The organism is Marinomonas rhodophyticola (assembly GCF_026113935.1).
GTDB classification, from domain to species: Bacteria; Pseudomonadota; Gammaproteobacteria; order Pseudomonadales; family Marinomonadaceae; genus Marinomonas; species Marinomonas rhodophyticola.
Genome location: NZ_JAPEUL010000007.1, coordinates 958,385 through 974,668, shown reverse-complemented (window position 1 = coordinate 974,668; position 16,284 = coordinate 958,385). Strand labels below are relative to the sequence as shown.

The following is a 16,284-nucleotide window of genomic DNA, read 5'->3' as shown; positions in this document are numbered from 1 at the left end:
AGTTAAGAAGCCAACAGCTTCATCAAGCCGCTCCCGTAATCATCGTACTGCTCCGCAGCAACGGCCAATTGATCATCCAACGACATGAATACAGGGCTTACATTAGTCACTGTGTCCGCTGGTGCTGTTTGAGGTAAACGTTCCAAATCCACCTCTATCTCCAATATCCGCACATTGCCATCAGCATCCACCGCGTTCACTTTTAACGTAATCGTACCTTGCCCTGGTGGTGGTGTCATTGTGACTTCACCCGTTGTTGGGTTGATTTCAATCCAATCTGGTAGCTGTGTCCCGTCTGCCAAGGTACCACTGTATCGAGCAACGGTAGACGTATCCGCAATGGTAATAGAAACTCGCTCCCCTTGCGGAACAATGGTTGCCACGGTTAAGCCTGTTGTATTGGTCGATGCACCACTGGTTTCTGTAACCTGAACCTGACCATCGGCGCCCACATTTACAGCCACTCGGGATTCAGACACCACGACCGTATTTGTGCCAGTAGCTTGTCCTACATTTGGTGTGTTTACTGACGCTTCAGCGACAGACTGAGCTGGACTGGCGCCAGCCGATGCCGTCACCTCAGTAAAGCCCCTTGAGCCTCCAGACGTTTCCACCACACCCGTTGGCAAAGCACTAGACGATGTCACGATATCAGGCGCCGTAAAACCGGTGTTTTGAACAGGTACGGCTGGCGCCGCGTCAACCACTGGACTGGCAGTTGCCACCACTGGCGCAGGATTCAAAGTCAGTGTTACCGGTACTTTAACCTGAGCGCCATTGATATCAGTAACGACAATCTGCAATGTATTGATACCTTCAAAACCACCCTGAGGTGTTCCAGATATAGTGCGAGTCGCGGCGTTAAACACCAGGCCTGTTGGTAGATTCTCAATACTCCATACCAACTGGTCATTGGCGTCAAGGTCGCTAAATAAATTCGCTGGTAAGGTAACAGGAGTAAATATCTGACCCGACGTTCCTGACATATTCGCCACAGTACCCGATACGATTGGCGCATCGTTGGCGCCCGTGATGTTAAACACCGCCGCGGTTATTGCTGTCGCATTGCCATCCGTTATTTGAATCGTAAAACTATCTGTAACAGATTGCCCACTCGTCAAACTTTGCGTACTAGTCGCATTATTGTTCAGAACATAGCGAATAATGTCTGTAGAAGTCGTTATTGTCGCAGTACCATAAGTCCCCGTTCTGGAATAAGTTTGTCCATTGTCAGTGGTTGTCCAGCCACTATTCGCTAGAAACTGAGCATCATAACGAACCACACCAACCGTATCGACATCGCCCTTTGTCAGCGTTATGGTCGCACTATTCGTACCGGCATTGGTATTATTGACACCGCCCGCTTCCACAAGCGTCGCTGTCGCTACACCTGCACTCACCGTTGGCGCGTTATCATTCAAATCATTAATGCTCACAACAACGGCTTGGCTAACACTTAAATTACCTGAATTAAAGTTACTAGCTCCATTGTCCGTCGCGACCACATTAAAACTATAGCTGGCTTTCGTTTCGTAATCGGCTGACGCTTTCAACGTCACTTCGCCCGTTGTCGCATTAATATCCAACAAGGCCGCATCATCGCCCGTGAGGCTGTAAGTCAAGCTGTCATTCGCGTCCACATCCGTGGCCGTCGCCGTGTAAATCACCGTGTTAATGGCGGCATTTTCATTCACACTGCCCGTTGCTCCAGACGTCATCACCGGTGCTTCATTCACATCATTGATGCTCACAACCACCGCTTGCGTATCGGTCAGATTACCTGTGCCGTTGTCCGTCGCCACAACAGTGAAACTGTAGCTGGCTTTAGTTTCATAGTTCGCAGACGCTTTCAACGTCACTTCGCCCGTTGTCGCATTAATATCCAACAAGGCCGCATCATCGCCCGTTAGGCTGTAGGTCACACTGTCATTCGCGTCCACATCCGTGGCCGTCGCCGTGTAAATCACCGTGTTAATGGCGGCATTTTCATTCACACTGCCCGTAGCTCCAGAAGTGACTGATGGCGCTTCATTCACATCGTTGATGCTCACAACCACAGCTTGCGTATCGGTCAGATTACCTGTGCCATTGTCCGTCGCCACGACAGTGAAACTGTAGCTGGCTTTAGTTTCATAGTTCGCAGACGCTTTCAACGTCACTTCGCCCGTTGTCGCATTAATGTCCAACAAGGCCGCATCGTCGCCCGTTAGGCTGTAAGTCAAGCTGTCATTCGCGTCCACATCCGTGGCCGTCGCGGTGTAAATCACCGTGTCAATTGCGGCATTTTCATTCACACTGCCCGTAGCCCCAGAAGTGACTGATGGCGCTTCATTCACATCATTGATGCTTACAACCACCGCTTGCGTATCGGTCAGATTACCAGTGCCGTTGTCCGTCGCCACGACAGTAGAAACTGTAGCTAGCTTTAGTTTCATGGTTCGCAGACGCTTTCAACGTCACTTCGCCCGTTGTCGCATTAATGTCCAACAAGGCCGCATCGTCGCCCGTTAGGCTGTAAGTCAAGCTGTCATTCGCGTCCACATCCGTGGCCGTCGCGGTGTAAATCACCGTTGCCACGTCTGCATTTTCATTCACACTGCCCGTTGCTCCAGACGTCATCACCGGTGCTTCATTCACATCATTGATGCTTACAACCACCGCTTGCGTATCGGTCAGATTACCAGTGCCGTTGTCCGTCGCCACGACAGTGAAACTGTAGCTAGCTTTAGTTTCATAGTTCGCAGACGCTTTCAACGTCACTTCGCCCGTTGTCGCATTAATGTCCAACAAGGCCGCATCATCGCCCGTGAGGCTGTAGGTCACACTGTCATTCGCGTCCACATCCGTGGCCGTCGCCGTGTAAATCACCGTGTCAATTGCGGCATTTTCATTCACACTGCCCGTAGCCCCAGAAGTGACTGATGGCGCTTCATTCACATCATTGATGCTTACAACCACCGCTTGCGTATCGGTCAGATTACCAGTGCCGTTGTCCGTCGCCACGACAGTGAAACTGTAGCTAGCTTTAGTTTCATAGTTCGCAGACGCTTTCAACGTCACTTCACCCGTTGTCGCATTAATGTCCAACAAGGCCGCATCATCGCCCGTGAGGCTGTAAGTCAAGCTGTCATTCGCGTCCACATCCGTGGCCGTCGCCGTGTAAATCACCGTGTTAATGGCGGCATTTTCATTCACACTGCCCGTTGCTCCAGACGTCATCACTGGTGCTTCATTCACATCATTGATGCTCACAACCACCGCTTGCGTATCGGTCAGATTACCTGTGCCGTTGTCCGTCGCGACCACATTAAAACTATAGCTGGCTTTCGTTTCGTAATCGGCTGACGCTTTCAACGTCACTTCGCCCGTTGTCGCATTAATGTCCAACAAGGCCGCATCATCGCCCGTTAGGCTGTAAGTCAAGCTGTCATTCGCGTCCACATCCGTGGCCGTCGCGGTGTAAATCACCGTGTCAATTGCGGCATTTTCATTCACACTGCCTGTAGCCCCAGAAGTGACTGATGGCGACTCATTCACGTCGGTGATTGATAAAGTCACGGTTTTTTCTGTAGTGCGCATACCGTCAGAGGCGATTACCGTAAAGCTGTAAGAAGACTTAGTTTCGTAGTCAGCCGCGGCTTTCAGTTTCACTTCGCCAGTCGTTGAATCAATAGTGAAGGCGCTGTGATCATCCGTCGCTTTTAAGCTATAAGTCACGCTGTTATGGGCGGAAGTGCTATCGGCATCGGTGGCATTGGCATCATAAACAACGGTTGTCGTCGCCGTATTTTCAGCCAAAGTCGCTGTTGCAGCAGAGCTAAACACAGGCGCATTGTCGTTGACATCGTTAATAGAGATAGTAACTGCCGCTGCACTGGATCCTTGCCCTACGGCATCGGTCGCCACGATATTCAATGTATAAGAGGTCGCGGTTTCATAATCAATCGCTGCCGCACCCGCGCTGGTAAGCGTCACGACACCATTATTGTCAATCGCAAAGTAGCCATTGTCATTACCCGATTGAATCGAGAACTGACTTACTCCGTTCGTATCTGTGGCTTTAACTTGGCCGATAACGGTATCAGCCACCATGCCTTCATCAAGATTAAAAGCTTGAGAGACCGTCACAACAGGGGCGGTATTATCAATCGTTAATGTATCACCAGAGGTAAATCCAGCCCCGATGGCGTTACTCACTGTATCAGTAATGCCCGTACCAGAAGCGTTAAGGTCAAGACGAAGACTACCATCACCACTGATGTTATTCACGGTGACCTGATAAGTACGACCTGAGCCTGTTATCGAAGCAACCGTACCCGTTGCACCACCAGACAAGCTAAAGTCGCTAACATCGACACCGGTTACGGCCTCATTAAAGGTCACCGTATAGGTTGCACTGTCTGCAGTGGTTAACACGGCACCATCTCGGTTAATCGCAACAACACTTGGACCTGTATTATCTATAGTAACCTGTTGTCCTGTCACACCAGCGCTTATCGCATTGCCCGCCGTATCAGTGATCCCTGTTCCAGAGTCTTTTAAATTTACCCCCAAAGTACCATCACTACTAACGCCATTCACCGTAATGGTATAAACCGAATCAGAAACTTGTGTCACACTCGTGATAGAGCCTCCAGCGGCAGTGCCAGTTAACGTAAAGTCAGCCGCATCCACCCCACTCACGGCTTCACTGAATACCGCGGTAAAGGTGGCTGCACTGCCGTTTTGAGTCTCTGCGCCCGCACGAACAATCGCTACGCCCGTTGGTGCCGTGGTGTCGATGATAAAGGTTTCGCTGTCACCAGCGGACAAGGCATTTCCCGAAGTATCAGTGATATCAGAGGTATTCAATGTAAGCACATAAATACCAGCAACGGCGGTAACACTGGATAAATCTATGGAATAAGCACTGCCACTGCCAGCGACCACTAAACCACTGATGTCAACAGCCGCGCCATCTTTCGTTAAGCTAAAATCGCTAATGTCGACATTAACCACTTGCTCACTAAAATTAATCGCCACTGTGCTCGCATTAGGCTGAGTTGGTGAAGTTACATCAACAATAGCCACGGTTGGCGCGGTAGTGTCTACCGTACCCGTGGTAAAGTTATAACTTGTTGTATCGCTTACTGCCGCCAGAGCATTATTTGAACTGTCTGTTAACGCACCCGCCGTTATCTGAATGGCGTACTGATTGGTCGCCATCAGATTATTCGTTGGGTTGATGGTCAATTTATTACCCACAATAGAAAGCTGCCCATTGTGGTTGCCCACGTCAATGGTCAAACTATTCGCACCATTGCCTGTAATGTCATAAAGGGTAATGGTACCAGTATTACCTAACTGCACTCCCTCATCAAAAGTGATCTGAATCGAGTCCGCGACCGACACCCCTGTAGAATCGTCAGCAGGTACCACCTCGCTAATAGTCGGTGCAATATCATCACTTACCGTAATGCTGAACGATTTCTCAAATGTGGCATCGCCATCACTCACCTGTACACGAATGCTGTAAGTACCCGCAGGTACATTCGCACGATCAGTCACGCGTAAATCAGCCCCGTTGATATTGAACAGCCCATTATTCGTATCGCCTGAACCCGATACCAAAGCATAAGTGAAGCTTTCACCTGTATCCGCATCGGTAGCCGAGAAGCTACCCACCACAATATTGGTGGCGCCTTCTGAATGGCTGTATGTCGTATCACTCAACGCAATATCGGTCGGGGCATCGTTAACCGCCGTAATATCAATATTGACGATAGCCGTACTGGAATCCACAGTGCCGTCATTCGCCTTAATAGTGAGCGTAACGGCATTATCGCCACTGGCGTTGCTCGCACCTGTATACTGGACATTTGACGTGGTATCTAAATAGCTATTAATATCGGCTGCGGAGCCAGAAAGTGTCAATACTCCCGTGCCGGAACCGCTCACTGTCACGTTATCACCAGAAGAAGCGGCTAACGAGCCAGCCGAAGCGGTCAAGGTGACCGTAAGGTTATCGCCATCGCTGTCGGCAAAGACCACGCCAGACAAATCTACATTAGAAGCGGTATCTTCAGTGACAGTAATGTCTGCAGGTGCGCCAGTGATGGTGGGGGCGTTATTACCCCAATCGCAGTTGAGGTAAAGGTAAAAATAATAGTACCGTCACCTGGTTGATCGACTGGAACGTTAAAGGTAATTGTTTTGCCGTTAACGGTAGCACTAATATCAGCAGCAATAGGAGATGTCCCCCCTGTCCTAGTTATACTAGTAAACTGATCCAAGGTACCACCAGAAAACACAGCATCAAAACTGCTGATACTCATTGCGAAAGAGTTGCTATATGTAATAGTAATAGTGCTGTTCGCAGCGTCTACATCAAAAAGGGCATTGTTATTTCCTCCACTTAAATCATGTTCAACGTCTGCACTGACAGGATTAGCTGCTATAACCTCACTACCTCCCACCGAAATAGCCACACTTGATCCCACTGTGGTCAACACACCAGAATAATCTGAGGCGTCAAGTGTTGCCGTTTCGACACTCCCAGCCGACCTCTCCAATTCCCAATCCCCACCAAGCACCGCAGAACCAGTCAAATCATCAGACGCCGCGATATCCGCACCTGTCACTTGGGCAAGTTGATTGATAAAAGCCATACCCGTGTCGCCTTGGGCGACGTTACAGCCGTAGAGTAAGATGTCGCCACTGTCGCTTAGGGCGTTGCCCCAGGCGGCGTAAGTAGTGCTGTTTTGGTTGATAGCCTGCGCTGAAACCGTTTCTGCGCCAAGATAGATTTCGCCTACACCGCCGTGGGACAGAATGTGTAACGCATCCAAGTCACTGTAATTAGAAAGGATTTCGGTAATTTGCTCGGTGGCAGAGCGTGAACCATCCAACAACCAAATATCCGCTTCTGGATTCGCTTGTTTGGTTAGCTCGACTAAGCCTGGCACACGGGAGTCAATGATAACCACTTGTTTGGCATCGGCAACGGATTGCTCAAGCAAGGTGCCTTCGCGGTTTAGATCGACAATGGCATCAAGCTGCGCTTGGCTTAACGCGCCTTCATTTAGTAAGGTGCCTGCAATAGTATAATTTTCGCCAGCGGTAAATTGCGCTGCAGAAGCTTGATTAACTGTATCATTTACGGAGCCAGTGAAACTCAATCCGACCGTTTGGCCAATGCTGCCATTGACACCACTCACCGTAACTGTGAACACTTTACCATCGGCACTGGAAACGCTGCTCACACCTGTATTGGCCGCATTACCCGTGACGGCAAAATCACCCGTTGCTAAGCCAGACACGGTTTCATTAAAGACCACGGTAAAGACCACATCCGTTGCCGTACCAGCGGCTACCTGATTGACCATGCCACGACCGATAGACGTTACAGTCGGTAAGGTATTGTCGATAGTATAAGATTCGTCCGTTGTCGGTTCTGTCCCAGCCAACGCATTACCAGCGATGTCTGTAATGTTTTGGCCAGACTTAAAGTTCAAGCCAAGGGCACCATCACCGACAATATTACTAACAGTGACGGTATAAGAAGAACCCGAACCCGATACGGCTGAAATAGTGCCGGTTACATCACCAGAAATTTCAAAATCATCCATGCTGACATTGGTAACGGCTTCGCTAAAAGTTACGTTAAAAGTCACCGAATCGGCCGTACTTAAGGCGGCATTTGTCGTGATAATCGCGGTAGCCATCGGTGCAGAGTTGTCTATCGTATATTGCTCAGTGACGGCGCTGGCTGTGGTTGCCGTTAAGGCATTTGTAGCGATATCGGTAACGGTCGCGGCAGATTTCAGTTGCACGCCCAAAGTGCCATCGCCTGTCACACCAGAAACGGTAATCACAAAACCATTGCCGGTACCCGTGACGCTACTAATGCTTGCACCGTTGGTTGCCGTTCCGGTTAATTCGAAATCATCAATACCCAAATCTGTTACGGTTTCGCTAAACACCGCGATAAACTGTACGGAGTCGGCATTCTGTCATGGCACTGTCTACGCGGTTTATTGAGATTAACGTCGGTGCTACCGTATCAACGGTGTAGACCTCATCGTCCGCCGGTTCCACTGTGGCTAAAATGTTACCCGCTAGGTCTTTGACGGCATGGTCAGAGGCCAGATTCAAACCAAGTGATCCCACACCAGATACGCCCGTGACATTCACCGTAATGCTATTCGTACCCGATCCCGAGATAGAACCGATGGTGCCAGCTACGGAACCCGTTGTCGCCAGTACAAAGTCCGCTGCGGTGACATTCACCGCTTCGTTGAACGTTAAGGTAAAACTTGTTGTCGAGCCAGTAATCACCGCATCGCTGGTGCGCTGAATCGACAAGAACGTTGGTGCCACAGAGTCGGTCACGCCAGTGGTGAAGTTCAGTGTGGTATCGTCGCTGATACCAGCATACGTATTACCAGCGATGTCACGTACCGCATTGCCGTCCACTCGAATGGCGTAAGTAGTGGCCTCCTCCAAATCATTGGTCGGGTTTAGCGTCAAGGTATTACCGGAGTACGTTAGATTGCCTCCATTCAGAACATCAAACGTCTCAACCGTTTCACCAGTGGTGACATTGACTAACGTAATCGTGTCGTAGCCTTTAGTAATGTCTTCATCAAAAGTCAGGATAATGTCGCCGCTTTGTGTCACTTGCACTGCGTCATCAGCAGGAGACGAGCTAGACAATATCGGACCTGCGGTATCAATCGTGATCGTTAAACCAGACGAGGCTACGCTCACGTTACCCGCCGCATCCGTTGCTTTAGCGGTTAAGATATGGGTACCAGAAGTTAAATCGGTCACGCTAATGTCTACATAGCCAGAACTTACTGTCCCAGTTCCTAATACTGTTGTACCATCCGTGTCATACAAAGTAATAGTGTCGCCATCACTACCAGCCACTCGGAATGAACCTGATGTATTTTTTGTAACGTTATCGCTGTTTGAAGAACCAGTATCATCTGATGCTTTCAGGTCTGGCGCCCCAGGCGCATCTGGTGCGGTAGTATCGATGACAATCGCCTTATTAGCGGCCAACGAGCTACTGGTATTAGGTGTTGGCAAAGTCAAAATGGCGCTGTTAGTGCCATCTTTAATGGTACCACCATTCAAAGATAAAGCCGCTGTACTGATATAATCCAGATCTGAGCTGGTATCTCCTTCTTGGATGGTATAAACAAAGGTCAGAATATTGGTACCAGAACCAGAGGTATAACTCACAGCACGATCTATCGTGCCCGTTTCCAAGGTAAGTTGGGGGGTACCGTTAGTGATATCAACCGTCACCGCCTTGCTAAAGGTAACGGTAATCTCAATTTCATCACCTACTTTGTAGTGGCCATCGTCGGTCGTTGCCGAGACGCCTATCACACTCGCGATGGTTGGACCCGTCAATAGGAAATCATTACCTGTGCTACCGACGTAAGATGTCGCTAAATCGACACCGTTGAATGTCTTAGCGGTACCTTCAGTGAGGCTAGAGAAACTGCCAATAATCGCATCTGAACCATCATTACTAAGCAGTTCAAAACTCTGAGCTTCTGCAGCCGCTGGTACAACATAATCACCAGAAAGCGATAAAGTCGAGTTATTAAGCAGATCAACTGCACCGTTTACCACTACCTTATCGTAGTCATTGGCGCTGTTAATAGTGGCTGACAAAGCCCCGTCATCAAATGTCACATTACCATTAATCGTCAGTGTTCCTGTATTCGCAGCAACGCCAGCCGACAATGTAGCTCCTTCATTCACCACAACAGCGCTGTTAATTGTGCCTGTACCCTCAAGTGTGCCAGCGTTTACGGTGACAACCCCAGCACCTGAACCATTCATGATACCCGTGACAGTTAAAGTACCGCCATTAATAGTCGTTGAACCTGTGTAGGTATTGGTACCAGACAAGGTTAAAACACCTGTCCCAGTTTTGGTAATGCTATTAGAACCACTTACGACGCCATCGATAGTTAAGTTAGTGCCGGAGACATTAATTGAGGCATTGCTCAGCGCTACACTCCCCGTCAAAGCAGCTGTTCCACTAAGCAACTGTAGAGCGCCATTACCATCAACGCCAGTACCCATGATAGTCAGGTTTTCAGCCAGTGTGACGCCATCGCTCAACACCAAAGAGTTACCTGAATACAACAATGTCATACCCATACCCGCCGTGGAACCTAAAGCATTATCATGGGCCGCGACAACGGTACCACCAAGAATATTCGTCATGCCTTGGTAGCTGTTATTACCAGATAACGTCAGCGTACCCGTTCCGCTTTTATTGAGTCCGACTGTGCCTGAAATCGTCCCTGTTAGGGCCAATGTTTTACCTGAAGCCACATCGACAGAGCCAGAAGTACCCGCTAAGACAATATTATTCGATAAAGTAATATCGGCTGTAGACACCAATGTTGAAGTTGTCAAAGTAATATCCGCACGGCTCAGGTTACTGGCTGCGGAAATAGCTAATTTGCCAGCGTTGACATTCGTCGTCCCTGTATAGGTGTTTGTACCAGAAAGAGATAACGTACCCGCGCCCACTTTGGTCAAGTCAAAATCACCTGAAATAACCCCGCTTAACGTCAGACTATCACCCGCATTAAATGCGCCTATCAGACTGTCAGCAGCCAGGGTAATATCACCGGTCACAGTGGCTGAACCAGTCCCTTCATTGATTTTTAGAGCACCATAGGCAGAATTGATACCTACACCACTAATAGTAAGATTCTCGGCAATAGTTAAGCCGTTCCCAACGCGCAACGTGCTACCGCTAGCCACTGTTGTCGAGCCTGTAGTGTTACCCAAGGCATTATTGTGAGCGGCGATAATGACACCCTCATCGAGGGCAATATTACCGGAGTAGTTGGCATTATCGCCGGATAAGGTAAGCACACCTGTACCCGCTTTGGTTAACACACCTGTGCCAGAAACAGCACCAGATAAAGTGGCGGCATTGGCAAAGTTGACTGTACCTCCGTTGCTGCCAATGGCGAACGCATTGTCAATAGTCACGCCGCTACCTGTCACCGACAGAGTGCCGCCATTCAGCATTACCGTATCTGAACCCAGATTGCTATCACCGGTTATGCTTAAAGTTCCCGAAGTAATACTGGTAGCTCCGTCATAGGTGTTGGTTGCACTCAAGGTTAAAACGCCTGCACCTGCTTTCGTCAAGGCTCCCGTACCTGAAACAATGCCTGATAAAGTGGCGGCGACGCCAGTATCAACTTTGACAACGCCTCCGTTAGACAATATAGAAATGGCATTATCAATATTCGCGCCATCGCCCGTTACAAATAACGTACCTGAATTTAGTGTCAGCGCACCTGTCCCAAGATTCGAATCACCGGTAACGGATAATTCACCACCCGATACCACAGTGCCACCGTCATAGCTGTTGTCGCCACTCAGCACTAAAGAACCTGTTCGAACCTTGGTTAGGCTGAAACTGGAAGAGCCGTCACTTATAGTTCCGCTGATAGTTAAACTGCCCGACAGTACGCCGATCGACGAATTGCCTGCAAGTGTGACAGTACCGCTGCTGCTGCTAGTCCCTACGCTCAGTAAGGCTCCAAGGTTGCCAACTCCAGTCCCGATAATACTTACATTCTCGGCAATAGATACATCAGAAAGAGCTAAAGATGCGCCGCTACTCACCACTGTGCCGCCCACGGTGCTGCCAAGAGCATTGGCATGATTCGCTTGAAGGCCGCCTTGGGCTATTGTTGTCGTTCCGCTGTAGGTGTTATCACCTGATAGCACTAATGTGGTACTACCGCTTTTAATCAGATCACCAGTTCCACTGATGATACCAGTTAAGAATGCTTCTACGCCGCCACTTCCGCTAAGCGTCGTAATCTCAGCGGTCCCAACCAGAACAATATTGTTGTCGTATGTCTGGTTACCAGTCACCTGAAGTTTACCGCCGCTCAATGTTACCGTGCCGCCTAGCAGCATGCCGTCGGTAGCTACATCGACCACGCCGGCACTTACAGTCAAACCACCTGTCGCGCCGGAGTTGTTACTGTTGCTGAGCGTCAAGGTGCCGTTGGCCGATTTAGTTAACGTACCTGTGCCAGACACCATGCCAGATAACGTGACATCCGTGCTATTAGAAATCGTCGCATCATTACTGACTGTTATATCGTTACCAACGGTGCCAGCATCGCTAAACGCAAGTGTTCCACCAGCCAAGGTCACAGCTCCGTAACCCAGGCCATCAGTCGATGCCTTAGCGTTAAGGGTACCATTATTGATTTGTACACCACCCCCAAAGGAATCGTAGTTAGCAGATAGGGTCATAGTACCCAATCCTGCCTTAATCAACTTCCCATCACCTGCTATATCACCAGAAAGCGTGAGGTGCCCACTGCCAGTCTGGTTAAAAGTGACACCGCCGGTTTCAATCTTAAAATCATTATCAATAGTGAGTATTGAATTCGCTGTGTCAAAAGTGGCACCGCCACTCAGGATAACGTCGCCCGTACCCAGATTATTATCACTGGAAATAGACAAGGTACCTGCCGCTACCGTTGTGCTACCGGTATAGGTATTGGCGCCACCGAGGGTCAGTGTGCCTGAACCGACCTTAGTGATACCGCTGGTGTTCGTTGAGGAAATCACACCAGAGAACGTTGTACTGCTGGCATTGCCCACTGTTAGTCCATAGGTCAGTGAAACCGCACCCGATCCTGACAAGGATCCTATAGTCTCGTTACCACCGATCAGACTCAAAGTAGCGCCACTATTGACTGTTACTGCACTGTCATCGCCAATAGAACTGCCGCCTGATAAAGCTAACGTTCCCTCAGCAACTGTCACTGCACCAGTATGGGTATTGCTTCCTGATAATGTCAGTGTTCCGTTACCCACTTTGGTTATCGCGCCTGAGCCAGATACCGCGCCAGATAACGTGACCGGATTCCAATTTGGAGCCGAAATAGTGGCATCCTCATTGACGTTGATCGCATTATCAATCGTAGTCTCACCCGTAATCGTCAGTACAGTGTTTGCCGTTTGCAGAATCACCTGACCACTACCGAGGTTACTGTCACCGGTAATACTCAAACCACCAACGCCAGCAATTGAAGTTGTGCCTGTATACGTATTGTTGCCAGATAAGGTGAGTTTTACGCCACCCGTTTTACTCAGATTACCATCGCCACTAATGACACCGGATATCACCGCCGTACCGCCATTGGTAACACTGACAGTTCCGCCAGACGCTCCCAGAACGATGTCATTATCCAGGGTACCGTTAAATGTAGCTAAGTTTAACGTACCGCCATTAAGGGTTAATTGACCGCTGCCTAGGTTGCTATCACTGGAAATAGACAAGGTACCACCCGTTACTGTAGTTGCACCCTCATAGGAGTTACTACCTGATAACGTCAGCTTACCGTCGCCAGTTTTGGCTATATTTCCTGATCCATAAACGTCGCTGGAAATATTGAGATTATCATTGCTGCCGTTCGTTAAGGTCAAGGTTGTATCTGCTGCCAACGTTATGGTGCTGCCGGAGATACTGACGTTGCTGGTTGCATCCGCGTCAATGATCAAGCTTTCATTAATCGCTAAATCATCCGCCAGTGTGGTACCACTAAACGCGCTGCTTAACACCAGTGTCTGTGTACCAGTAGTGTCAGCTGCTGCTATAGCCACCGCTTCACTGAAGCTAATGCCATCAGACACATCAATCGTTGCGGTGTCTTCGGTATTAGTCACGTAGATAGTATCGCTGGTGACTGTTGTCGTCGCCGTGGTGGTGCCACCTGAGCCATCCGTCAAAGTAAAACCAATACTTACATCGCCCGCTGGTGTATCGTTTTGATAGGTAACACCACTGAAAATCCAGCCCACCATTTCTGAGGTGGCATTGGCGTTAAAGGTGATAGTCATTACACCATTCACATTGGTGTAACTGGCAAAGCTCTGCCCTGCGGATTGACTGTAAAATTTCAGCGTACCGCTGGTCGCATCTGTTGCTGTGGCGGTATAATAAATACTGTTAAAGTCAAATTTATCACCATCCCAAGCACCACTTGCAGTACTGCCTGTGGCAGTACGCTGTATAACCAACGAACCACCGTCCCAGTTATTATCTACACTTGTGACTGTAGCAATGCCGGTTGAACCATTAAAATCATCCAGAAAAGTGTAGGTACCATTAGACCAGACATGTGTATCGCCATCCAGATTATTGATGACGGGCGGATTCGGATTTGGGTCATCATTGATGATAGTGCCAATTGCCGTGTCATCAGCAATGGTGGCATTGCTCGCATCGGACAGAGTAATAGTGAAGGTCTCATTGAGGCTCAAAATCTGTGTCATAACCGAGGAGGATGTCGAAGGTCTTACTGGTCTCACCGGGAGCGAAGGTCAGAACGTCGCCATTGTTAGCATAATCTATGCCCGAAGTGGCCGTACCATCGCCTGTGCTCCAGTTCACTGTCACAGTCTGATCCGACGCAGCGCTGAGCGTGACCGTGAAAGTCATATAGTTGTACGAATTATTGCCCTCAACCTGTGAGGCATCGGCGATGGAAAGAGTCGGCGCATCGTTAACTGCGGTAATATCAATATTCACAGTGGCCGTACTAGAATCCACAGTGCCGTCATTTGCCTTAATTGTTAAGGTAGCCGCATTGTCACCACTGGCGTTGCTCGCACCTGTGTACTGGACATTTGACGTGGTATCTAAATAGCTATTGATGTTAGCGGCTGTGCCAGCGAGAGTCAGTATGCCTGTGCCGGAACCGCTCACGGTTACACTGCCACCAGATGAAGCGGCTAACGTACCAGCCGATGCGGTCAAGGTGACAGTAAGATTATCGCCATCGCTATCGGCAACAGTCACGCCGGACAAATCTACATTGGAAGCAGTGTCTTCGGTGACGGTAATATCTGAAGGTGCACCAGTGATGGTGGGGGCAGTGTTCACAGAGGAAATAATATTAGTTAATACAATATCATCGATTTCCATATAGGCTGCATTGCCCGTATGCGGGGAAATCGTAAACCAAGTGATTCCCTGAAAATCTGCTGTCGTTGGCATCGTAATCAAAGTAAGATTAGATGAGTCTACAGAGATGCTCTCCGTGGTAAATGACCCACCTTTGCTGGTGGTGATATCGAATGTATCGTCACCATTACTGGAGCCTGAACCCTGATTGCTCAGATTAAACGAAATCAGATCAAACACTCCCCCACTCTGGATGGTCATGGTTGCAGTATCAACCCGATCGTTGACGCCAAAGTAAACACTCTCCTCCCCGTTGTGAGCTTGCCCAGAGACGCTGCCCAACGTTACGATGTCGTCGGTGCCGTCAACCAGCTTGGCTGTAAAAGTGAATGCTGTGCTGGTTGTGGATTCAGTAAAAGTCATCGCTGTGGTGTTTTGCCCCGAGATGCTTCCTGTGCCCGATTCAAATGTAAGGGTAGCATCCGCCAGAATGCCAGAAAAATTGGTCGCACTAACCGCATTCACGACAGATTCAGTCGTTACTGAACCTCTAAAAGCTTCAAGATCCCAATCCCCGCCTAACGCAGCCGCACCAGTCAAATCATCAGACGCCGCCACATCCGCTTGGGTGGCTTGGGCTAAAGCAGTAATAAATTCTTGCCCTTCACCGCTCGCAACCTCACAGCCGTAAAGCAGCAAATCACCGTCTTTATTTAATGCCGCGCCCAGTTGGGCTAAATCAGCAGAACGGGTATTGACGGTAATATTGTCTAGACTAAATCCCCCTAGGTTAACCTGACCTTCGGCACCATGGCTGATGATGTGAATCGCATCGAAGTCACTATTGCTCTCGGCCCATAGTACCATTTGCGCGAGGCCATCTTGAGTGGAATCAAGCAATACCACTTCGACTCCAGCACCAATACCGTCTATCAGTGTCTGGTAATCCGCCACGTTGTCTTCAATAAAGACCACTTCTTTTTTACCATTATTCAAGGTGGGATCAGCCGCTCTGACTTCAGTGGGAGCCATCACCACAGAAGTATCTGTATCTTGCTGATTTGCGTCGGTTTGAAACGCATCATGAAGTTGAGAGTCGGTCAATATATCCACCGCCGTAGCAACCGCGGCACCATCCAGTAAAAGTCGAGGCTCTAGGGCCGAAATAAGCGGTTTACGCGCTTGCTTTTTATTAATGGGTGACGATTTTTTGGTAGATTGCTTACTTGACTGGTTGGTATATTGCTTCTTCATGATCACCACCTCTAAGGGTATATTTTCCTAGTGGCCTATTCATCCATAGGCTTTTATGACTAAAA

General features: G+C 49.1%; 5 protein-coding genes. All 5 read right to left on the bottom strand.

Annotated features, from left to right (window positions below; translation table 11 throughout):
* Positions 1–2 precede the first annotated feature (2 nt).
* Genes ONZ52_RS13455 through ONZ52_RS13435 form a run of 5 tightly spaced genes read right to left on the bottom strand, consistent with a single transcriptional unit; the run spans position 3 to position 16,219 of the window.
* On the bottom strand, positions 3–2,435 hold the full coding sequence (locus ONZ52_RS13455; protein ID WP_265219172.1) for a beta strand repeat-containing protein: 2,433 nt from the start codon (positions 2,433–2,435) through the stop codon (positions 3–5).
* Complete coding sequence (locus ONZ52_RS13450; protein ID WP_265219423.1) at positions 2,377–6,030, bottom strand: beta strand repeat-containing protein; 3,654 nt, start codon at positions 6,028–6,030, stop codon at positions 2,377–2,379. Before ONZ52_RS13450 ends, ONZ52_RS13455 begins: the two co-directional genes overlap by 59 nt.
* Before the next feature lie 11 nt (positions 6,031–6,041).
* Entirely contained in the window at positions 6,042–7,961 is a 1,920-nt protein-coding gene (locus ONZ52_RS13445) for a DUF4347 domain-containing protein (RefSeq protein WP_265219171.1), read from the bottom strand.
* Positions 7,954–14,322, bottom strand: a complete 6,369-nt coding sequence (locus ONZ52_RS13440; protein ID WP_265219170.1) for an autotransporter-associated beta strand repeat-containing protein — start codon at positions 14,320–14,322, stop codon at positions 7,954–7,956. The genes ONZ52_RS13445 and ONZ52_RS13440 overlap by 8 nt, the downstream gene beginning before the upstream one ends.
* Positions 14,309–16,219: a DUF4347 domain-containing protein gene (locus ONZ52_RS13435; protein ID WP_265219169.1), complete on the bottom strand. Its 1,911-nt coding sequence runs from the start codon at positions 16,217–16,219 to the stop codon at positions 14,309–14,311. Before ONZ52_RS13435 ends, ONZ52_RS13440 begins: the two co-directional genes overlap by 14 nt.
* Positions 16,220–16,284: the final 65 nt, after the last annotated feature.